We start from the raw sequence: 20,912 nt of genomic DNA, 5'->3' as shown, positions 1-20,912 counted from the left end.
TAAAAAAAATGAAACACGGCACAAAAGGAATTATAAAATTTATTTTTGTTCTTTTTGCTGCTGTGTTTTTTTGTGTTTTGAGCTTTGCAGGTTTTGTTTTTTTTCATGTTTCGGAATTAAAAAAAGCAAAGCCCATTGAGATTTCACAAGAGGAAAAAAAAGCGGCGCTTGAAGCCTTTTACAGGCAGCATAAGATTAACTCAGACTTTCCGCCCCTTAATTCCATAGAAAATTTTTTGCCCGTAAAATCATCGTCTTCTAATATTAACCCCTCGGCCAAAAAAATAGAATTACCTAAAATCGATGCCGAGTCCTACATTCTTATTCACGCAAAAACCGGAACGATTTTAGCCGAATACAATGCCGATAAAATAATCCCTCCGGCTTCCCTTACAAAGCTGGTAACAATTTATACCATGCTTCAAAAGCCTGAGTTTAAAGATTTGGAAAAGATCGTTTTTCCGCCTAAGGAGGCTTGGGCAATTTTTCTTCCAAAAGGAGCGGCTTGGATGGGCTTGGGAGAAAATCAAAGTTTAAGCGTAAAAGAGTTGATAAGGGGAATGGCTGTTTGTTCGGGCAATGATGCAGCCCTTGCAGCTGCCCTGCTTACGGAAGGAAGTCTTAAAAAGTTTACGTTCAAAATGAACGAGGCCGTTAAGAAGATGGGACTAAGATCCACCCGCTTTGAGGATTCTTCGGGCTTAAGCGAAAAAGATCAAACCACGGCAAGGGACTTTGCCTTATTTTCCCTTCACTATTTAAAACAATATCCTGAAAACTTAAAAAAGTTTCATTCGGTTAGTTCAATCAACTATCCTCAAAAACATAATCTTATCAAAAAGAATTCCGCCGGTTTAAAGCAGTTTCAAATTAAGCCGGCTACCAATACCCTCCTAAAAAAAATAGAAGGCTGTGACGGTTTAAAGACCGGCTTTATCTACGAGTCCGGTTTTAATATTTCGCTTACGGCTCAAAAAAACGGAGAGCGTTTTATTGCAGTTATCTTAGGAGGAAAATGGAAAAATTTTGATGATGGGATTTCCACACGGGAAAAAAATTCCATCAAACTTATGAATTTTGCATTCGATAATTTTACAAGTTTCGACATAAGGGAGCACAACAAAATTAGAAGAAGTGTAAGCGTCCTAGGTTCAAACCTCGCTCCTAAGACTTCTGCCTTTATACCTCTCCTCGCCGATGAGGCCTTTTCGCAAGACTATCTTACGGTATTTAAACACGATGAGCGGCATATAGAACAGGTTATAACTTTACCCGATTCAATAAGAGCGCCCCTTTTTGCAGGTCAGCAAATAGGAACACTTGAATACCGTATAAAAGAATCAGACATTGTGCTAAAGACCATTCCTCTTATCTGCCCAATCGATATAAAAGAAGGCTCCGCTTTTAGAAAATTTATAGACGGATTTTATCAAAAACTTTAATCGATAATTTTATAAAAAGTACTAAATATTTCAAATAATACATATAACATAATTGATGATAGACTATAAAAATTCGTCCAATACGGACAAACCCGATATGAGGGAAAGGCTTTTAGAGTACGGGCCTCAAAATTTAAGCGACTCTGATTTGGTGGCCATTCTTTTACGCACAGGTATTAAGGATAAACCCGTAAAAGAGTTGGCCGATGATATTATTCTGCACATCGATAGGGCAAAGCCTGAAAAAATTGAGGGCTATCTGCGTTCTATCCGCGGGATGGGGGATTCAAAAATAGCAACAATACTTGCTGCTATGGAATTGGGAAGAAGGTATTATGACAACAAGAGCCGCACTATTTCACACCCGACAGATGTAGTTCCGCTTTTACAGCACTACGCCGACAGGAATCAGGAACATTTTATCTGCATCTCCTTAAACGGAGCAAACGAAATTATTGCAACCCGTGTTGTAAGCGTCGGGACTATCAATCGAACAATTGTGCATCCCCGTGAAGTGTATTCCGACCCTTTAAAAGACAGGGCAGCTTCAATAATTGCAGCCCATAATCATCCTTCGGGAAATTTGGAGCCCTCAAAAGAAGATATGGAATTGACAAGGCGCCTTTACGAGGCCGGAAAAATCTTAGGCATCAAACTTTTGGATCATATAATCTTAGTACCTAACGGAAATTTTTTCAGCTTTGTACAAAGCGGAACAAGGTTCGATATTTAAAAAGGTGCTTAATCAAAAAAGAGACAGAGGCCGATCACTTCTTTGCAGCCTCCCTCTTTTAATGCCTCCGCACAAAAGTTAAGGGTTGCTCCTGTAGTCATAACATCGTCTAAGATTATGAGCTTTTCCGGTAAAGGTTGTTTTGAGTTTTTCGATTTTAAAAAGGATCTTTGCCTTTTTAAAAAGATCTTTCCTTTTAGATTGCTTGCCCGTTTTTCTTTGGAAAGACTTTTTTGAGAAGCCCCGTCCCTTCGCTTTAAACAACGCAAGATTGGAAGATTATAAATATGTTCCAAATAAAGAGACATATCTTCTATTTGATCCCAGCCCTTGGTTTTAATCTTTTTAGGACGGGGCGGAACCGGCACCATCGGAATATGTTGAAGTTCAGGCACCCCTTCGATAAAGGAAGCAAGGGCAGAAGCATAGATTCCTGCAAAGCCCCGCATGTTTTGATTTTTCCATAAACGCAAAACTTCTCCACCCCTGCCCTTGTAAGGATAGATGGTGTAAACCTTTTTGAGAAAATCGGATTGAACGGAAATCGGTTTTGTACTATCTTCCTTTCTCTTTTCGGTCTTTTCCCTTTCTTCTGTTCTTAGATTTTCTTTTTCTCTTAATTTAGCCCTGCACCCCGTGCAAAGCTCTTTTTCGGAAATCAAAATTTTTCCGCAAGATGAACAAAACTTTTCAGGATTTTTAAGCCGGAACAAAACAGGCTCGGTAATTTCTTTTTGTAAACATTTGCTGCACAACGGAATACCTGTTCCCGTTTCTTCCCCGCAAAAGAAACAAACTTGCGGACAAATTATCCGGGCATAAATATTCCGCAGATAAGTCAAAGCTCTTAGTTTAATTTTTTTTATCATGATAATACTCCTATTAGTATTATCATAATTTTATAAATCGTTTAGTAATTTTAAAAAAATAATTTATAAAAAGTTTACATTACTTCCATAAAGGGAATGAGCACCAAGTTCATTGCATTTTGAAGCACTATCTTTGTAGCCCTTGCCAATTCCATTCTTGTATAGGAAAGGTCGGCATTTTCTCCCGAAAGAATGGGGCAATCCCTGTAGAAGCGGCTGAATGCCTTTGAAAGCTCATAAAGATAAGCTGTAAGGGCACTCGGATCTTTACGCAAGGCCGCCCGTTCAACTTGTTCAGGGAAGTCTTCTAAGGTCTTTAACAGTTCCCATTCGGATTCAGTTGTCAAAAGAGAAGCATTGAGTTTTCCGTTCTTTAACTTTTCTTTGCCTTCGGCTGTTTCGGCCTTTCTTAAAATAGAAGAAATTCTTGCACCCATGTATTGAAGATAGGGGCCTGTGTTTCCGGTAAAAGAAAGGGACTCTTTAGGATTAAAAAGCATATCCTTTTTAGGGCTTACCTGTAAAAGAAAATAATGCAGGGCTCCGACGGCAATGTTTTCGGCAGCAGCTGAGGCATCGCCCACTTCCTTTTCTCTTCCGTTTTCTTCAATTTTTTTTAAGGCCTCATCTTGCAAAGAATTGATAAGGTCATCGGCATCCACAACCGTACCTTCGCGGCTTTTCATTTTTCCTTCAGGCAGGTTTACCATTCCGTAAGAAAGATGATAGAGGTCGTCAGACCATTCAAAGCCGAGCTGTTTTAAAACATAAAAAAGAACCTTAAAGTGATATTCCTGTTCGTTTCCTACAACATAGATCAGCTGATTAAAAGGCCAATCCTTGTGGCGGGAAATTGCCGTACCTATGTCCTGAGTCATATAAAGAGAGGTTCCGTCGCTTCTCAGCAATACTTTTTTGTCGAGCTTGATTGGAGAAAGGTCAACCCAAACGGAACCGTCCTCTTCTTTATAAAAAACTCCGGCCTCCAAACCTTTTAATATCTGATCCTTTCCTTTTAAATAAGTTTCGCTTTCAAAATAAAGTTTATCAAAAGAGATGCCCATCCTCTTGTAGGTTTCCTTAATACCGTCTATCGCCCAGCCATTCATTTTCTTCCAAAGATCGATAAGAGCTTTGTTCTCTCCGGCTTCCCAATCCAAAAGCATCTGCTTTGCCTCGGCTTCTGCCTTTTCGGGATTTTCCTGACTGTATTTATGGAAAGCAACATACATATCCCCGACAAAGCGGTCAGACTTTATGTTTTCGCTTTCGGGAGTTTTTCCTTCGCCGAATTTTTGATAGGCTATCATGGACTTACAGATATGAACGCCCCGATCGTTTATAATGTTTACCTTAAAAACATCGGCCCCGCAAAATTTTAAAATACGCGAAATACTTTCACCCAAGGCATCGTTACGCAGATGGCCGAGGTGAAGAGGCTTATTTGTGTTTGGGCTTGAAAACTCAACCATAATTCTTTTGCCTGAAAGAGAAGAAGTTTTCCCGTAATTTTCTTTTTCCTTTAAAACCTTATCCAAAACATTCGAGGCTAAATCCCCTTTGGCAAGAAAGATATTTAGATAAGGGCCAATCGCCTTAGGATTCCCGTATTTTTTTATATCTTCGTTTTGTAAAATGCGGGCACAAACATCCGATGCAATCTTAGCCGGAGCGGCTTTAAAGCTCTTTGCAAATGTGAAAAGAGGAAAGGCTACATCTCCCATCTCAGGATTAGGAGGAGTTTCCATATTTATCTGTTCAGGCAAAATCTTACCGCATGATTCGGGAGCTATATCGTTTAAAGTTTCGGCAATAATTTTTTGCCATGTAGTTTTAATATCTTCCATAAGATACGGAGTATAACGGATTTTTTAAAAGTTTTCAATCGGGGTTAAGGTAATGTAAAAATTTTATGTTAAAGTAAGCGGTGAAAAATTCAGCAGTCGTTTTTTTGTTTCTTATTTTCGCAACTGCAAAAATATAAAAGCATTTATAAACAAATAGAAGACTGTAATTTGCATTATTGCCTTCTACTTGTTTTTTTATATAAAATTTGTTAGATTAAATATAACTTATTTTAATATTTTATCAGGAGTTGTTATGAGCAAGGGTTTAAAAACCGGATTAATTATTTTGGCTGTTGTTCTTGTTTTAGCGTTCGGCTTATATAATTTTTTTGTAGGAACATATAATTCTATTATTAAAGCAGAAGAAGAGGTAAAGTCTGCATGGAGCCAGGTGGAAAATGTTTATCAAAGGCGTTTTGATTTAATTCCCAATTTGGTAAATACCGTAAAAGGCTACGCAAGCCATGAGGCAAAGGTCTTTACGGATATTGCAGAAGCAAGGTCTAAGGCCGGCGGTGTTATGCAAGTTTCAGATGAGGTTTTAAATAATCCCGAATCCTTTGAAAAATTTCAACAAGCCCAAAGCGAGCTTGGAGCGGCTTTACAGCGTTTACTTGTTATTACCGAAAACTATCCTGAGTTAAAGGCAAATCAAAATTTTATGGATTTACAAACTCAGCTTGAAGGAACCGAAAACCGCATTGCCGTTGAACGAAAAAGATATAATGAAGCCGTTCAATCATACAATGTTTATATAAGACAATTTCCTCGTTCTATTATTGCCAATATGAACGGTTTTAGGGAAAAGGCTTATTTTAAAGCTGATGATCAAGCCTCATCCGCTCCTAAGGTAAACTTCTAAAAATTATGCAAAAAGATAAAATCTTAAAAAAGATAATTGTTTTATGCTTTTTTATCTTTTATAATTTTAATTCTTTCGGCTTAGCTGTTCCTCCGCTTTCCGGTCCTGTGGTTGACAAAGCCGGAATCCTTTCGAGGGACGAATCCGAAAAAATAGAAAATTTTCTTTTGGATTTAAACAATAGGTCTCAAATTCAAATAGCGGTTCTGATAATTCCATCCTTAGAAGGCGAATCTATCGAAGATTATTCTATGCAGGTTGCTGAAGAATGGAAGCTCGGTTCTAAAGAAAAAGACTCAGGAGCTATTTTAGTTGTTGCAGTTAACGATAAAAAACTCCGTATTGAAGTAGGTTATGGACTTGAAGAAAATCTAACCGATTCCCGAAGCGGTCAAATCATCCGAAGTATTATTGCCCCTCAGTTCCGTTCGGGTAATTACGGTGAAGGAATTTATGACGGGCTTAAGGCTATGGCGGCTTATGCCTCAGAAGATGAAAGCCTCTTAAAAGAAATCAATGCATCAGATGAAGATGATGAAGACGGATTTCCTCCGGTTTTATTGTTTTTAATTTGTGTCTATATTTTAATTTCAAGATTTTCTCCGGGCGGGCTTTTTTGGATATTTTACTTGCTTTCTCGAAGAGGCAGAGCCGGACGTCCTTTTAGCGGAAGATCATCTTCAAGAAGTTCTTTTTTCGGCGGTTCGATAGGAAGATCGTCAGGAGGCGGTTTTTCAGGCGGAGGCTTTTCAGGAGGCGGAGGCAGCTTCGGCGGAGGCGGTGCTTCGGGAGGTTGGTAATATGTTTAAAACTCTTAATTTTGCACATAGAGGTTTCCGCAGTAAGTATCCTGAAAACACGATGCTTGCTTTTTCTAAAGCTGCGGACTCAGGCGTTGACGGTATAGAATTTGATGTTCATCTTTCTTCTGACGGTGTTCCTATTATCATTCATGATGAAGCGTTGGATAGAACATGTAATGCTTCAGGTTTTGTAAAAGATTTTTCTTTTGCCGAGCTAAAAAAAATAAATGCCGCAGCAAATTTTAAAAGCTCAAAACCTTTGGATGAAAAGATTCCTTGTCTTGAAGAGTATTTTGATTTTATAAAGGATAAGGATATTATTTCTAACATTGAATTAAAGACAGGTGTCTTTGAATATCCGGGTATAGAGGAAACCGTATATGCTCTTTTAAAAAAATATAATCTGCAAGACAAATGTATTATTTCTTCTTTTAATCATGAAAGTGTTTTGAGGATGAAAAAGATAGATTCTTCTCTTGTATGCGGCTTTTTAGTTGATTCTTGGGATTTGCATCCGGCCGATTACTTAAAGAAGTATGGCATAGAATGTTATCATCCTCCTGCATATAGGCTTACAAAAGAATTTGTAGATGAACTTCATAATGAAGGCATTAGGGTTAATGCTTGGTTCGGTTCGATCCAAACGGACTATTCTCAAGTTTTAAGAACGGGGCTGGATTCAATTATAACGGATTATCCCGATAAAATTGCCGCTTTATTGTAAAGTTTAGTCTAGCATAAATTTAAAAATATAGATATAATTACATTATGGAATGGGCATTGGTTTTATCGGGCGGAGGCGCAAAGGGCCTTGCCTACATTGGAATGTTTAAAGCTCTTGAAGAATTAGAATATCCGCTTCCTAATTGTATTGTCGGATGTTCTATGGGGGCGATTATCGGCGGCCTATATGCTTCAGGCATGACAGTAGATGAGATGGTTTCTTTCTTTTCAAACGATTTTGAATTAACCGACTACCTCGATGCCTCTCATTTAGGATTCGGTATAACTAAACTCACAAAAATATTGCAAATCGGAGTGGGCTTAAATAATTTAATTTCTCATCAAGGGGCGGATTCAGGCGAAAGGAGTTTAACTCTTTTTAAAAAACTTTCCTGTTATCAAACCTTTGACCAGCTTAAGATTCCTTTCTATTGCAATGCAACAGATTTATGTGAAGGGAACGAAGTGGTTTTTGATAAGGGATTTTTGGCTGACGCTATGAGAGCTTCATACTCCTATCCCGGTTTTTTTGCACCGTTTAATTATAACGGAAAACTTTTTGTAGACGGTTGTGTAAAAAACAATACACCTGTTTGGATTGCTAAACAAAAGGGCTTTAAAAATATTTTGGCTGTAACGCTTGGAACCTTTAAGTCTATAAATAATAATGATATAGATTCTTCAATTTCAGTTTTAACAAGATGTTTGGAAGTAGCTTCAATAAAATCCTGTTATAGAGAATGTAATACTCCGACCCATATTCTCGATATTGACACCGATAAGGTTTCGCATGATTTTTCAGATCCTCTATACCAAATTCAGATGGGATATTCCATAACTATGAATAATAAAAAAGAGCTCCTTGAATTTTTTCAAAACGGGCTTTCAGGCTTTTTAAACCGTAAAAGAATGATGAAAAAGACTGTTAAAAGGTTAAAGAATGAAAAAGTTTTTTAATAAGGTTAAAACTTTTGATATTATAATTTTTGCTATAATTGTTGCATTTATAACATTAACGTCACTTTTTATATATTCTGCAGATAACTCTACCCTCTACCTATCGGTACATACACCGAAAGGGAATTGGATATATCCTATGGATACTGATATATCTTTTGAAGTTGAAGGAGAAACAGGGCCTGTAAATATCAGAATAGAAAAAAATGAAGCCTTTGTCGTCAGCTCAACTTGTTTAAATAAAACCTGTATAACAGCTCCGAAATTGAAAAATCACGGCGATTGGAATGCCTGCCTGCCGAACAAGGTTTTTTTATCCGTCGAAAAAAAGTAAAATATAAAACTGAAATCAAGATTTTAAATTTTTTCATCTTGTTTTTTTTTAAAATTTAATGTAATATTCTACGGATATTATGAATAATAAATATGAAGAGTTTAGGCTCGGTTCGGAAATTTTTTCAATAAAAAATCCTCTTACAATTGCCGAAATAGGAACAAGCCATAACGGATCTATTGAAAGAGCCGTAAAGTTGATAGATGCAGCTAAAGAAGCCGGAGCAAGGGCTGTAAAATTTCAAATTGTTTATGCCGATGAAATTCTTCATCCTAATACGGGATATGTAGATTTACCTACGGGTAAGATTCCCCTATATGAGCGTTTTAAAAGTTTAGAAGTTCCTGTAAGTTTTTATAAAGAGCTTGCCGAATACAGCCGATCAAAAAAACTTTTGTTTTCGGCCAGTCCCTTCGGACTTAGATCAGCTGCAGAGCTTGTTTCTCTTAAACCTGATTTTATAAAAATAGCCTCACCTGAGCTTAATTATGTGCAGCTTTTAAAATATTGCGCCCGATTTAATATTCCTATGATTTTATCGAGCGGAGTTTCTCTTTTAAAAGATATTGAAACAGCTTTGACCGTTTTACATTCCGAAAATAAAGACTTGAGCCTTGCCCTGCTTCACTGTATTACATCTTATCCTGCTCCGGAAAAGGAATACAATGTTTCTGTGGTTAAAAATTTGAGCCGTATTTTCGGTATTGCTTGCGGAGTAAGCGATCACTCTTTAGATCCGGTTTTAGTGCCGGCCTTAACGCTTGCATCAGGAGGCTTTATAATAGAAAAACATATTTGCCTGTCCCGCAATGAAAAGGGCTTGGATGATCCTGTTGCCTTAGAGCCTGAAATGTTTAAAAAAATGTGTTCTTCTATAAATTCCTTTTCTAAAAAAACTTGTGATGAAATCATAGAGGATTTAACAACATTAAATTATTCTTTAAAATTTATAAATGAAGTTATCGGATCGGGAGAAAAAAAATTAAGTCTAGCGGAAAGTAAAAATTACGGCCGCACAAATAGGTCTATTCATTATCTGCAAGATTTAAAAAAGGGAGAGATCATAACCGATAAGGATATAGCCGTTTTAAGAACGGAAAAAATTTTATCGGTAGGAGAGGTGCCTGATATGTTTGATAGTTTTATCGGTGCCGTTTTACAAAAATCAGTTAAAGCCGGTGACGGTCTTTTAATGCAAGATTTTCTTACAAGGAAATAAGATATGAGTAAGAATTATTATAATGATATGGGGAATATTTTGCGGGATGCTCTTACCTCGGATGAAGATCCTTTTAAGGCTGCAACTCAAAGATCAAACGGACGCTACCGCACTATGGGAGGACGGATGGAGAGGCGCCCTCCGCCTAAGATAGATAAATCAGTAAAGCGCATCCCTGTTCCTCCCGAATTGATTGAAGACTTTGCAGTTTTAAACGTTTTACCGGGAGTACCCTTGGATGAATGTAAAAAGTCATGGAAGCGTTTAATAAAAAAACATCATCCTGATTTGCAAAATTCGCCGTCAAAGCAGACTGAGGCAAATATGATAATAAGGCGTATCAATAATTCTTATCGAAAAATAGAGACTTGGTTTAAGACAGGAAAGATTTTATCCGAAAAAGACTTAAATTCATAAGGAATTTTAGATTGAAAAAAAACTTCTGTTTAATTTTATTGTTTTTTCTCACACTGCATATTTATTCCGAAAATACAATTTATGAATTAGGACCTAAAACTGAAAATGTTATTGTGTTTACTGCTGCAAGGAATCAAAATAATGAACCGACATTTTCTACACAGCTCTTAGAAAATTTTGTAAAAGAGTTAAAGGAAGCACCTCTTCAAACACGTGTTATAATTGCAATTACCGATAATGACTTTCCTAATCTCCCTGAAAGTATTGATATAATAGAATCCCAAAATACAAAAAAACTTATTTCAAAAATAAATGAAAATAAGGCCGCTGTTGTTTTTATTTTATCTGACGGCCTGCCGGATAAAGCTGTATTAACTCCGGGAGGTGAAAAAAAAACCTGTCCGCCATGGATGCTAAAAGATTTAAAAGAAATTTTAGAAAAACAAAGTATTCCTTTTGAGTTTAAATACAATAATATTACTTTGTACCGTCTTGGAATAATAACCGATGATATTTTATCTGAATATTTAAAAGAAAATATTCCTGCAATTAAAATATCTTACAATTCGGATATCAGGCCAACTCTAAAATCCTTAATAAATATTTATTCCAATGGAATTCCATCGGAATGGGATATGCATTATAATATAAAAAAAATATTCGGTCTTATAATTATAAATGAAAATACATTAGTAATTTTAATAATGGCTGTTGCTTTATCGGCTCTTTTTTATATATTTATATTCAGTTTTTTATTTGGGAAAAAACGGGAGAGAAATATTAAAGACCTTGTAGTTCTTTGGAGAGTTCCTGTTTTCTTTTTTATAATCAATTTATTTGCTCTTTATATAGGAGAATATTTTGCTCTTCGTGTTTTTTCTTTTAAATTCGGTTTTGAAGAATCTATTAACCTTTTGCCTCTTGGAGCAATATTTTTAAAATTTTTATTTGCATCATTAATAATATCTTTGTTTGCGTACATAAGTAAATATGCGAAAATGCCTAGTAATATTTTTATCTATGGATATTTGGCAAGCATTGTGTGCTTTCTTAATATATTTATCTTTTCGAGAGTCAATTTATCATTAACAATTATACTATTGGAGATGTATATTTTATCTTTTATTTCTTATCATTTTCAAAAAATATATGCACAAATAATATTTTTTATATTATATATTTTATTATTTATATATCATTTTTCAGATATAATATTTATTAAAGATAATCTTACTAATGTTTTATTTTATTCCGATCATATTTTAACATCAATGTTTATTCTTCCATATACTTTGATGCTTATAAGGTTTTTCATGCAGTTACAAAAAGAACGGCCTAAAGCAAAATCTATACCGTTCATTGTATCAGGAGCAATAACTTTTATCACAGTATCTCTTATTGTTCTTATTTTAATTTATCCTAAGTTTTTACATCCTAAAAATACGGATGAATTTATTTTATATAATATTGAAAACGGAAATAAATATATATCTGTCATCTCAAATATAAAAACCGTCTCTCAGGATATTGATGCAGATGAACAAGTTCCTGAGTTATCCGGTATTGGAGATGCTGATTTTATTAAGGTACAGGCGAAAACAGAAAATTATCTTGAGCGTGTAATAGGTGAGGTAAATATTGTTCCTAAGATTAGGGCAGCTGTTATACAGGTTATTATAAGCCGTACGGATGGTTTCCCTATTTATGAAGCAACTATGGAATTTAAAAAATCGGATGAGGGAAGAAGTGCTGAATTTGTTTCACCTATTAATTTGACTGAACCTTTTTCTATAAAATTTTCGGGAGAAAAAAATGCTGTTTTGCACGTAAAAATACTTGCATGGTTTTATGATAATCCTATCAGTCCTGTTTTTGAAATTTCAAATGAAAATTTAAAAAACAAAAAATTAATTTTTCATGTCATAAAAGAATTCGATTTGTTGCCCGATGCAGGAGCTTAATATGGCAAACAGAAAAGTTTTTTTCCATGTTGATATAGATGCTTTTTTTGCTTCAGTTGAACAGCTTGATAATCCCGAATACCGAGGTAAGCCTGTAATTGTGGGAGGTCAATCGGAAAGAGGCGTCGTTTCAACTTGTTCTTATGAAGCTCGAAAATTCGGAGTTCATTCTGCAATGCCTATTTTGCAGGCTAAAAAGTTTTGTCCGAACGGCATATTTTTAAGATGTCGCATGGATCGGTATCATGAAAAGTCAAAAGAGGTAATGACTATATTTAAAGATTTTAGTCCGGAGGTAAACCAACTTTCTATTGATGAAGCTTTTTTAAATATGACTGGGATGGAAAAAATATTCGGTACTCCTAAAAATTCCGCACTTCTATTAAAAAAAACTATAAAAGAAAAAACGGGTTTAACGGTTTCGGTAGGTTGCGCTCAAACTAAATATATTGCTAAGATAGCTTCAAGCCGCTCAAAACCTGACGGACTTTTTATTGTACCGGCGGGTGAAGAAATTGATTTTATGAAAAATCTTCCTTTAAAGGATGTGTGGGGTATAGGAGGAAAAACGCGGAAAAGACTTCTTGCAGCAGGTTTGACTACAGTGCCTCAAATTTTTAATTCAAGTGAAAATCTTTTGCAAAGTATTTTAGGAAATGCATCAGGTAGTTTTTTGTACAGAGCTGTTAGAGGAGAGCTTTATGATGTTTTTAACGATGATGTTAAATCGCACTCGATAAGTACGGAACGGACATTTGAACACGACTTATTTTCTCCTGCAGATATAAATGATGTTCTTTTTTATCTTGCATCGGAGATTATGTATAGAATTTTCGATGAAAAGATAAAAGGAAAAACCGTTTCGGTAAAAATACGATATAATGATTTTACAACCGTTTCCGTTCAATCTACAGGTTCCATTGTCAATGATACTCAAGACTTATTTGAGCGGGCAAAAGAACTTTTTTATAAAAAATTCGATAATAAAACACCCATAAGATTATTGGGGCTTTGTATCATGAATGTTGAAGCCGATATTCCCGAAGCTCAATCTGAACTTTTTTATAGTGAAAAAAATATAAAGAAACGAAAGATGCAAGAAACTATGTATACCCTTACAAAAAAAGAAGGTAAGAATATTTTAAAACCGGCTCGTCTTTTACAAAACGATAAGGATGGTTTGTAATGAAAAATAAAATTTTACCTTTCTTTATAATTTTTATTTTTTTATGGACGGCTGCCTATGGTTTTGAAAATGACGGAAGTGCCGATATTGATTTTGGTATCGATTTAATTAAAAACAGAACCGGTGAAAACAAAGCAGGCCAATACTTTAAAAATTTTGATTCGGAAAATACTGTTCTTTTTTTAGATGGTTTTTGGGATATTGAATTTTTAGGGCTTTCAAGTTTTGAATTTTTTGAAGGTTATGCAAAAGTAAATTCTTTTCAGGGTGTATTTAAACAAAAGGCAAATTTATCGCTACTACTTTTATTAAATAAAATGTTTTATTTTGAAACACTTTATAAAGATGACTATAAAAAAAGTACTTTAGCCTTCGGCTATTTTGGAAAAGAAGATTCTCCCATAAAACACATTCGTGCAGGTAACAGTAATATAAAATTTCCTCTTAATTATGGGTACATAGATACGGGAGGAGGCAAGTTTATCAGCCCAGGTGTGATGGGAACTTTTGAAGGAGACAAATGGAACGCTGATGCAGTACTCAGATATGAAAGCTCCGAATATAATTCAAAAGCATACTATGGCAATACTGAAATTATAGAAAATAAAATTTCGATTAACGCTTGGCAAAGGGGCAAACATTTTTATATTCCCGTAGATAATTTATATGGAAAACCCGTTTCCATTTTTGTTAAAGATTTTGCAGGCAGTCAATGGAGGCGTTTAAGTTCTGATGAATTTTCGATTGACCCGCGTTTAAAAGTCTTATCATTAAAAAAATCTTATCCTGAAGGGGTGGCTATAAATTATTTTGATTTAGAGCCCAATCCGTCAGATACGAATAATCCTGCTAATACACACTTAAGTAAAGTCAAAAATTATTTTTCAGTATTAGGTTCAATCCCGGAAATAAATGAATTAGCAAATTCTATTCCCGCTAATGTTGAAGGATATAAAAAAAATATTTTTGGTAAGGATTATTTGGTTTTAAAAGAAAAAAAATTTTCGCCTTTTGAAATTGCCTCAAGGTATAATGCGCCTCAAGTCGAAGGGGATTCTTCCTCATCGGTTGTCTACACATATAATCAAAATGTGAATCCTCATTTTACGGCGAATACAGAGACAACAGATAATTTTTTAAGTGATTTTCAAAAACTGAAATTTATCCAGGTTTTGGATTTAAGTAAAGACTATGATTTTAGTAATCCCGAACAAATGTTTCCGTTTTTCAAAACGGATTATAAAATATATCTTCAAGGTAATTCCGATGAGACCAATTTAAGTTTACAAATATTATGCAAAAATTATACTCCAACACCAGGGTTTAGCTTACCCGATACGACTATTCCGGGAAGTATCCGTATTTTTAAAAATAAAATAAGGATATTCAACTTTTCTTATAATGAATCCAATCATACTTTAACGATAGATGAACCTATTTTTTCAAATGATATTGTAGAAATCCAATGGAAAGAAGGCGTGACCTATTCGGATTCGGGTACTATAAGATTTGCAGGAGGTGCGCACTGGAAACCGATTAAAGGGTTGGATGTTTTTTTTGCAGGTTCCGGTGATTGGGAAACGGCAAAACAAAAAATTATTCCTATTGATACATATAAACTTTCAAGCGGTATAGATTATCAAAACCAAAAAATAAAAACAGGAACTGTTATAGGTTTTGAATCCGATGTTGATCGTAATAAAAAAGCAAGAGAACAATTTTACTCTTTTCAAAATAAAACATATTTTAATTATAGTTTTACAGGCTCTTTATATTCTAAAAATAATGTACCCATTTTTTCTAATCCTCTTTTTTATTTTGAAGAAAATTTTATAAGTGATAAAAAGTCTTTAAATCTTCATACAAAAACTAATGCAGCACTTGATATATGGAAAATAAAATTAGCAGGTTTGTTATCCTTAAAAGCCGATTTTTTACAAAAAAAATCGGAATTGAATATTATTGAAAGTTACGGCCATTCCGTAATAATGCCGATTTATTTTTTTAATGCTTCGGAAGATTTTTTTGTTAACATACATGATTCTATTCTAAGGCGTGAATGTAAAATTGATTTTCAAAAATATATAGATATAAATTATATTACCGCTATTGACTACAATAAAGATTATGCTTCTCAAAAAATATTCGCATCAATTGCGCCTATTATTCCGCAGGCAAAATTCGGAACAATATATACTCAGACTAATTTTTCTGTGGGGCAAAAATACAGAACCGATTTTTATCCTTCATCCTTATCATATTATGAAGCATGGAAAAAAAGCTTAATCGATATGTACTCAATAGGCGAAAAAAATGCCGAAAACAGAGCTGCCGATCTAAAGTTTTTATTTAACTATTTTGTAAATGAAGAAGATAAAACAGGCTTTAGACTGTCAGGTTTTAATTTTGAAGCTTTCTCAAAAATAGATTTCCAAAATAAAACAGAAAAAAAATCAGGTGATGAAACAGGTATTGAAATTTCCGTACCATTCAATACGGGGAAAATATTTTTCTCTCCGATTATAAAAAGAAAAATTACAAAAGAGAAAAAGGCTATAGAAGCTGAAAAACTTAAATCCTATGCTTTGGATTTGAATTCCTTGTTTACTGGTTTAGGTGAACAATATTGGTTATTTTCCAAACCGTTTTTTTATGACATGTTCGATCAAAGAATAAACAGTCAGATACAAACCGAAAATAAAAATTTATTTTACAGCTTTTTTAATTCTTACGGATTCTCTGTTTCAAGATTGATAAGCGGTTCTATCAAAGATTTATACGTACCCATTGAATTCGGCTCATCATTATCCAGGCTGGTTCAATCATCTCAAACCGGTAAATCGCCTGTAAATATATACGGGCTTGATTTTTTATTTAAATATACGGCTTTGAATATTTCAGGAAAATACGGCCATTTTGATTGGTTTAAATTTTATGATCAAGATGAGTTGAATAGGCTTTACAAATTCGGTTTTTCGTTTGGAAAAGACTTTTTTAAATTTAATTTTAATTCAATTCATAGTCTTTATTTTTTCTTTAGCTTAAATAATAAATTGGGCATTGAAAACGAGTTTTTATATACGGCTTCAAAAATAGATATGCAGAAATTCTTAACCGACGAATGGAAAGAAAAATTCAGTTTTATTTTTTCTTACAAAGGAGGCTCATCTCTTCCCCGATTAATAATAGAAACTTTTTCAAAAATACCTCTATCGGATAGCAGAGAAGAAAGACTTTCTGTAGAGTTCTCGCAAAATAAGAATTTACAAAAACTTAACTACAAGTTTTCTTTTAAGCATTTACAATCTACAAAGATAGGTTCTCACGGTGAAATAAAAATATTTGCAGAATTGGAAGGCGCTTCTACAACATCAAATTCTTTTTTACTCAACATAAATGCAGGAATTTCAGGAAAGGTAGATTTTTAAAGAGATAAAAATCAGTTAAAAGCCTATGAAGTGATTTGAATTCTTTTTACCGAAACGGCTTTTTTTGTTTCGGTATCTATCTCTGCGATTAAGCCGCAAAATATTGCAACTCCTTCTTCCATGACTTCAACCCGCTGCGGAACTTGGCTCTTTGTTCTTGTAATGGCTGTAAAGGGGCTCCCTCCGATTACGGACTCTTTAGCTCCTATCATTCCGAGGTCGGTAATATAAGCCGTGCCGTTCGGTAAGATTCTTTCATCTGCCGTTTGAGTATGAGTATGTGTACCTGCAAAAGCAGATACTCGGCCGTCCACATAAAAGGCGAGGGCTTCTTTTTCCATTGTAGATTCTGCATGGAAATCTATAATGTTAATCGACTCGGATAAATTATTTTCATTTTGCGAAGAGAAAAGAAAATCAATGGACTGGAATGGGCAGTCGATGGCCCTCATATTTTCTCTTCCTTGAAGATTTATTACGCTATATTTGATTCCGGTTTTTTCGATAACTGCAAGTCCCGAGCCTTGAGCAAGAGGAAAATTATGAGGCCTCAAAACTCTTCTGTCCTTACCGAAGTTCATACGGATATCAAATCTTTCCAGTGTATGATTTCCTCCAGTTATAACATCAACGCCTGCATTAAAAAATAGTTCCGTCTGGTCATCTTTTATCCCTACACCGTGTGCCGTGTTTTCTCCGTTTACCACGCAGAAATCTATTTTTTCTTTTTCTATTATCAAGGGCAAATGTTTTTGTAAGGTTTGAAGTCCTAGATTACCGCAAACATCTCCGCCCATAAAAATTCTTATAAATTGTTTCATAAGGCTTATTTTAGAATAAGATTAAAAAAAAATCAATTGCCGTTAAAACGGATATTATATGTTTTTTTAAAATTCTCAAAGATTGAATCTTTTAATTCTTCCGTATAATTTTTGTAATTTTTTTCATCATAGTTTGAAAGTCCTTCCGATTTAGCTCTTAATTCTGCGAAAGCCGAAAAGACCGTTTTTATATCTGTTGGAAGAGATAAGTTTTCTTCTTTTAGACTCATGTATGGGGCATCCGTTTCGGTTAAAAGTCTTCCGGTTTCTAAATTTGCAGCAGTTTCTATTTGAGCTTTTTGTCCGCGGAGCAATCCTTTGCCGATACAAAAATAAGCATTTACTCCTTTTTTTAGAAATGACCTTGCTTCGGTTACGGAGCCAGCCCATCCATGAAAGATAACCGCACTTATTTTCTTTAGAGTTTTTGCATCATCGAATATGAGGTGCATTCCTTTGCGGCAGTGTACAACTATGGGGAGATTCGATTTTTGGGCAAGATTTAATTGGGTATTCCATACTTTTTTTTGGGCTTCTAATGTGCTTTTATAATGCTCATCAAATAGGTCGAATCCGCATTCCCCGATAGCGGCTATTCTTTTTTCGGTTATGAGTTTTTCTAAATAAGGTATTTCGTCTTCTATCGGGCATTGAGGATGTATTCCGAATGACAGAATAAAATGCTTGGAATTTTCCCTGCATATTTTTTCTTGAACCTCAAACCGGATTGCCTCATTTGCCGAAGCGCAAAAAAATATCTCCTTATCGAAGGTTTTTAAAATAGGATTTTCTATATTTTGAGAATTTAGTTCCTCTATTGTGTCTAAAATATGAACATGGGCATCGGTGTACATGGGAGTCATTATATACTAAAGGTATCGTTTTGTATACCGAAAATATTACTATACGGAGGGAAAGTATGAAATTATATTCGATAAAAACTACTCAAAGCGACGCCTCATATTGTTCCATTTTGCAAGAAACCGATGCCGGATACATCCTGCGCATTTGTATGGATAAAGACGGCTATCAAAAAATAAGTGAAGATTTTATAGAAAAAGATCTTTTTGATATGTGCGTTCGCACGGGCTACATTCACGAGCTTTCAGAAGCGGGTTCCGTAGTAGCCTAATCGTACTACCTTTTAGTTAAGCTAAGGAGTAATTAAGGGGTGTTCCCCTTAATTACCGCTTTTATTTTAGCTGTTAACTCTTTCCTGATATTCGTTAGTTTCAGTGTTTACGAGTATTTTTTCACCCTGTTTGATAAATAATGGAACACGGACTACAAGACCTGTTTCGGTAACAATGGGTTTTGTAGCTCCAGAGACAGTATCTCCCTTTATATAGTTTTCGCTTTGCTCTACAATAAAAATCATCTTAGTGGGAATCCTGACATCTATGGGTTCATTTTCCCAGATGAGAATATCGTATTCATCCCCTTCTCTTAGATAATGTTCCTTGTCGCCTACTGTGTCCGAAGGTACGGAAACCGATTCAAAGCTCTCAGTATCCATGAACATAAATAAGTCTCCATCCTTGTACTGATACTGACACTTGTGTGTATCTACTACCGCATCTTCAACGGTGTCTGCCGTTTTGATAGTCTGCATCAAAACCGATCCGTCCCTTAGATTCTTCATTTTAACACGGGCAAAGGCCGCACCCTTTCCGGGATTTACAAATTCTCTTTCAACAACCAAATAAGGGGTTCCCTTATTCAGCAAAACAGTGCCCTTAGCTATATCTCCGCCTCTAATCATTTTTCACCTCATTTAAAATTGTGCGATATTTTAGCATTTTTGATATTTTTATGCAAGAGTCTTGATTTTAAAAATTTTCTGTTAATTTAGGCCTTAGTTTCAGCTTTATTCGTCAGATTTTTCCGTAAAAACATTTGCTCTGGAAATGCTTTGTAAACGTTTTGCATCACGCTGTTTTGCCACACGCTTGACTTATTTTTCATATATGGTAAAATGGAAATAGAATTTAGGTAAAGGCTTAAAATATGATTATAAAAAAACTGATATTCCGAACTGTAGTATTTATTCTTGTTTTCGTATTTGTTATAATAGCTCTTATCATCTCAAAAAAAAATGATGTAATATACGGTTTTATTTCTGCTGAAGAAATGAGGGCTGATTATGAATATTTTTGGGATTTTATTTATACCGGTTGTCCCTTTACTGAAGTATGTGAACGCAAAAGAATTGATTTAGAGCAAATAAGACAGGCAGGATATAGGTATTTATCGGATCCTATGATGCAGTATGGTTATTATTTTTTTTATAAAGATTTATGCAGAAAAATTACTGGAAATAGATATATAGGTCATCTTTATCCTTTCGATTATTTTGATTATTATTTTAATTATAAAAAAATAGAAAATACAGCTCAGAGTCTATCAATTAAGAAGCAGGCTTTGATAGATAACTTTTATTCTCATATATATCAAGCAGAGACTCTTAGTTACCAAAATATCGGTAATTTTAGCAATAAAAATTCGTCATCAATAGGAATACGTAAATATTCAAAGCCGTTTATACAGATTATTGAGACCGATCATATTGCATACATAGAAATCAAATCTTTTCTTACAACGGAAGAGGAAGAAAAACAAGAGTATCTAAAAGTCTTAGAAAATTTTTTTATTGAAACGGCAAATTATAAACACATAATAATAGACATACGAAATAACGGCGGAGGATATACTGAAAATTACGAAGCAATACTATCTTTCAATATAACAAAAGATATGAATATAATATCTTACGGCCTTTATAATGAAAATAAATATACTGATATTTATTTGGATATGTTTTTTAAAAATTATAAATCAAAAAATATAAATCGGTATGAAGTTCCGAATATAAAAAATTGCGGTACTGTAAAAAACGATAAGGCTTATAGACTGGAAGAAACGGTTGTACCTCGTCCCGTTAGCGGATATAAACCTTGTGAACGTAAAAAATTTTGGCTTCTTGTAGATAGCGGTGTATATTCGGAAGCTGACCGGTTTGCTTATGTCTGTAAAAAAAGCGGTTTTGCAACAGTGGTTGGGTCTAATACCGGCGGAGCCGGAACAAACGGTAAATCTCCGATGTACATAGTTCTTCCCAACAGCGGTTTATTGATAAAGTTTGATTTTATGTACGGCTTAACCGAAGACGGATATTGTACCGATGAATTCGGCACTGCTCCCGATATTTATAATTTCCCCGGTAAAAGTGCCCTTGGAACTTGCTTGGAAGAAATCAAAAGATTAAGAAAAAAAACGGATTAGGGGAGAAGAAAAAATTTTAAGAAATGCA

General features: G+C 34.6%; 19 protein-coding genes. 14 read left to right on the top strand and 5 right to left on the bottom strand.

Annotation, left to right across the window (positions count from 1 at the left end; all coding sequences use genetic code 11):
* Positions 1 to 8: 8 nt before the first annotated feature.
* Both E4N74_RS01830 and radC read left to right on the top strand, forming a co-directional pair.
* Complete coding sequence (locus tag E4N74_RS01830; RefSeq protein ID WP_255818634.1) at positions 9 to 1,442, top strand: D-alanyl-D-alanine carboxypeptidase family protein; 1,434 nt, start codon at positions 9 to 11, stop codon at positions 1,440 to 1,442.
* 55 nt (positions 1,443 to 1,497) lie between these two features.
* The gene (gene radC, locus E4N74_RS01825; protein ID WP_044978805.1) at positions 1,498 to 2,175 is read left to right on the top strand and encodes a RadC family protein; all 678 of its coding nucleotides are present in this window, start codon (positions 1,498 to 1,500) and stop codon (positions 2,173 to 2,175) included.
* An 8-nt stretch (positions 2,176 to 2,183) separates the two neighbouring features.
* On the opposite strand, the gene E4N74_RS01820 is transcribed toward radC, so the two are convergent.
* On the bottom strand, positions 2,184 to 3,044 hold the full coding sequence (locus E4N74_RS01820; protein WP_255818633.1) for a ComFC family protein: 861 nt from the start codon (positions 3,042 to 3,044) through the stop codon (positions 2,184 to 2,186).
* A gap of 74 nt (positions 3,045 to 3,118) precedes the next feature.
* The gene (argS, locus tag E4N74_RS01815) at positions 3,119 to 4,891 is read right to left on the bottom strand and encodes an arginine--tRNA ligase (protein WP_255818632.1); all 1,773 of its coding nucleotides are present in this window, start codon (positions 4,889 to 4,891) and stop codon (positions 3,119 to 3,121) included.
* Between the two features lie 253 nt (positions 4,892 to 5,144).
* Here argS and E4N74_RS01810 point away from each other — a divergent pair, with 253 nt between their 5' ends.
* The 10 genes from E4N74_RS01810 to E4N74_RS01765 all read left to right on the top strand — a co-directional run bounded on the left by E4N74_RS01810 (position 5,145) and on the right by E4N74_RS01765 (position 16,781).
* Positions 5,145 to 5,753: a LemA family protein gene (locus E4N74_RS01810; protein ID WP_044978802.1), complete on the top strand. Its 609-nt coding sequence runs from the start codon at positions 5,145 to 5,147 to the stop codon at positions 5,751 to 5,753.
* A 5-nt stretch (positions 5,754 to 5,758) separates the two neighbouring features.
* A complete protein-coding gene (locus tag E4N74_RS01805) occupies positions 5,759 to 6,553 on the top strand; it encodes a TPM domain-containing protein (RefSeq protein ID WP_255818631.1) in 795 nt (264 codons plus the stop codon).
* 1 nt (position 6,554) lies between these two features.
* The gene (locus tag E4N74_RS01800; protein ID WP_255818629.1) at positions 6,555 to 7,280 is read left to right on the top strand and encodes a glycerophosphodiester phosphodiesterase; all 726 of its coding nucleotides are present in this window, start codon (positions 6,555 to 6,557) and stop codon (positions 7,278 to 7,280) included.
* A 44-nt stretch (positions 7,281 to 7,324) separates the two neighbouring features.
* Positions 7,325 to 8,236 carry a patatin-like phospholipase family protein gene (locus E4N74_RS01795; RefSeq protein ID WP_044978799.1) on the top strand — a complete coding sequence of 304 codons (912 nt, stop codon included), beginning with the start codon at positions 7,325 to 7,327 and terminating at the stop codon, positions 8,234 to 8,236.
* A complete protein-coding gene (locus E4N74_RS01790) occupies positions 8,220 to 8,570 on the top strand; it encodes a NusG domain II-containing protein (RefSeq protein WP_044978798.1) in 351 nt (116 codons plus the stop codon). Before E4N74_RS01795 ends, E4N74_RS01790 begins: the two co-directional genes overlap by 17 nt.
* 79 nt (positions 8,571 to 8,649) lie before the next feature.
* Entirely contained in the window at positions 8,650 to 9,789 is a 1,140-nt protein-coding gene (locus E4N74_RS01785; RefSeq protein ID WP_255818627.1) for an N-acetylneuraminate synthase family protein, read from the top strand.
* A 3-nt stretch (positions 9,790 to 9,792) separates the two neighbouring features.
* Positions 9,793 to 10,206 (top strand): J domain-containing protein, encoded by a 414-nt coding sequence (locus E4N74_RS01780; protein ID WP_255805958.1) that lies wholly within the window; start codon positions 9,793 to 9,795, stop codon positions 10,204 to 10,206.
* Between the two features lie 11 nt (positions 10,207 to 10,217).
* Positions 10,218 to 12,167 (top strand): membrane protein, encoded by a 1,950-nt coding sequence (locus tag E4N74_RS01775; RefSeq protein ID WP_044978796.1) that lies wholly within the window; start codon positions 10,218 to 10,220, stop codon positions 12,165 to 12,167.
* 1 nt (position 12,168) lies between these two features.
* Positions 12,169 to 13,353: a DNA polymerase IV gene (dinB, locus tag E4N74_RS01770; RefSeq protein ID WP_255818625.1), complete on the top strand. Its 1,185-nt coding sequence runs from the start codon at positions 12,169 to 12,171 to the stop codon at positions 13,351 to 13,353.
* The gene (locus E4N74_RS01765) at positions 13,353 to 16,781 is read left to right on the top strand and encodes a hypothetical protein (RefSeq protein WP_255818621.1); all 3,429 of its coding nucleotides are present in this window, start codon (positions 13,353 to 13,355) and stop codon (positions 16,779 to 16,781) included. Before dinB ends, E4N74_RS01765 begins: the two co-directional genes overlap by 1 nt.
* Before the next feature lie 23 nt (positions 16,782 to 16,804).
* Here the strand turns inward: E4N74_RS01765 and E4N74_RS01760 are convergent, their stop codons facing one another.
* Both E4N74_RS01760 and E4N74_RS01755 read right to left on the bottom strand, forming a co-directional pair.
* Complete coding sequence (locus tag E4N74_RS01760; RefSeq protein WP_044978794.1) at positions 16,805 to 17,602, bottom strand: TIGR00282 family metallophosphoesterase; 798 nt, start codon at positions 17,600 to 17,602, stop codon at positions 16,805 to 16,807.
* A 32-nt stretch (positions 17,603 to 17,634) separates the two neighbouring features.
* Positions 17,635 to 18,465 (bottom strand): TatD family hydrolase, encoded by an 831-nt coding sequence (locus E4N74_RS01755; RefSeq protein WP_255818619.1) that lies wholly within the window; start codon positions 18,463 to 18,465, stop codon positions 17,635 to 17,637.
* A gap of 56 nt (positions 18,466 to 18,521) precedes the next feature.
* Between E4N74_RS01755 and E4N74_RS01750 the strand changes: the two genes are divergently transcribed.
* Positions 18,522 to 18,734, top strand: coding sequence for a hypothetical protein (locus E4N74_RS01750; RefSeq protein ID WP_255818618.1), 213 nt, complete (start codon positions 18,522 to 18,524; stop codon positions 18,732 to 18,734).
* 66 nt (positions 18,735 to 18,800) lie between these two features.
* Here E4N74_RS01750 and efp read toward each other — a convergent pair whose 3' ends face one another.
* Positions 18,801 to 19,364: an elongation factor P gene (efp, locus tag E4N74_RS01745; RefSeq protein ID WP_044978791.1), complete on the bottom strand. Its 564-nt coding sequence runs from the start codon at positions 19,362 to 19,364 to the stop codon at positions 18,801 to 18,803.
* Positions 19,365 to 19,609: 245 nt separating this feature from the next.
* On the opposite strand from efp, the gene E4N74_RS01740 reads away from it, so the two are divergent.
* Positions 19,610 to 20,884, top strand: a complete 1,275-nt coding sequence (locus tag E4N74_RS01740) for a S41 family peptidase (protein ID WP_255818617.1) — start codon at positions 19,610 to 19,612, stop codon at positions 20,882 to 20,884.
* Positions 20,885 to 20,912: the final 28 nt, after the last annotated feature.

This window comes from Treponema putidum (genome assembly GCF_024401155.1).
GTDB classification, from domain to species: domain Bacteria; phylum Spirochaetota; class Spirochaetia; order Treponematales; family Treponemataceae; genus Treponema_B; species Treponema_B putidum.
The sequence above is the reverse complement of the archived record's forward strand: the minus strand, read 5'-3'. Positions and strand labels throughout refer to the sequence as shown.

What these genes read in the sequence shown, in the direction of transcription:
- E4N74_RS01830 (WP_255818634.1), top strand. Translation starts at nt 9, where the DNA reads ATGAAACACGGCACAAAAGGAATTATAAAATTTATTTTTGTTCTTTTT.
- radC (WP_044978805.1), top strand. Translation starts at nt 1,498, where the DNA reads ATGATAGACTATAAAAATTCGTCCAATACGGACAAACCCGATATGAGG.
- E4N74_RS01820 (WP_255818633.1), bottom strand. Translation starts at nt 3,044, where the DNA reads ATGATAAAAAAAATTAAACTAAGAGCTTTGACTTATCTGCGGAATATT.
- argS (WP_255818632.1), bottom strand. Translation starts at nt 4,891, where the DNA reads ATGGAAGATATTAAAACTACATGGCAAAAAATTATTGCCGAAACTTTA.
- E4N74_RS01810 (WP_044978802.1), top strand. Translation starts at nt 5,145, where the DNA reads ATGAGCAAGGGTTTAAAAACCGGATTAATTATTTTGGCTGTTGTTCTT.
- E4N74_RS01805 (WP_255818631.1), top strand. Translation starts at nt 5,759, where the DNA reads ATGCAAAAAGATAAAATCTTAAAAAAGATAATTGTTTTATGCTTTTTT.
- E4N74_RS01800 (WP_255818629.1), top strand. Translation starts at nt 6,555, where the DNA reads ATGTTTAAAACTCTTAATTTTGCACATAGAGGTTTCCGCAGTAAGTAT.
- E4N74_RS01795 (WP_044978799.1), top strand. Translation starts at nt 7,325, where the DNA reads ATGGAATGGGCATTGGTTTTATCGGGCGGAGGCGCAAAGGGCCTTGCC.
- E4N74_RS01790 (WP_044978798.1), top strand. Translation starts at nt 8,220, where the DNA reads ATGAAAAAGTTTTTTAATAAGGTTAAAACTTTTGATATTATAATTTTT.
- E4N74_RS01785 (WP_255818627.1), top strand. Translation starts at nt 8,650, where the DNA reads ATGAATAATAAATATGAAGAGTTTAGGCTCGGTTCGGAAATTTTTTCA.
- E4N74_RS01780 (WP_255805958.1), top strand. Translation starts at nt 9,793, where the DNA reads ATGAGTAAGAATTATTATAATGATATGGGGAATATTTTGCGGGATGCT.
- dinB (WP_255818625.1), top strand. Translation starts at nt 12,169, where the DNA reads ATGGCAAACAGAAAAGTTTTTTTCCATGTTGATATAGATGCTTTTTTT.
- E4N74_RS01765 (WP_255818621.1), top strand. Translation starts at nt 13,353, where the DNA reads ATGAAAAATAAAATTTTACCTTTCTTTATAATTTTTATTTTTTTATGG.
- E4N74_RS01760 (WP_044978794.1), bottom strand. Translation starts at nt 17,602, where the DNA reads ATGAAACAATTTATAAGAATTTTTATGGGCGGAGATGTTTGCGGTAAT.
- E4N74_RS01755 (WP_255818619.1), bottom strand. Translation starts at nt 18,465, where the DNA reads ATGACTCCCATGTACACCGATGCCCATGTTCATATTTTAGACACAATA.
- E4N74_RS01750 (WP_255818618.1), top strand. Translation starts at nt 18,522, where the DNA reads ATGAAATTATATTCGATAAAAACTACTCAAAGCGACGCCTCATATTGT.
- efp (WP_044978791.1), bottom strand. Translation starts at nt 19,364, where the DNA reads ATGATTAGAGGCGGAGATATAGCTAAGGGCACTGTTTTGCTGAATAAG.
- E4N74_RS01740 (WP_255818617.1), top strand. Translation starts at nt 19,610, where the DNA reads ATGATTATAAAAAAACTGATATTCCGAACTGTAGTATTTATTCTTGTT.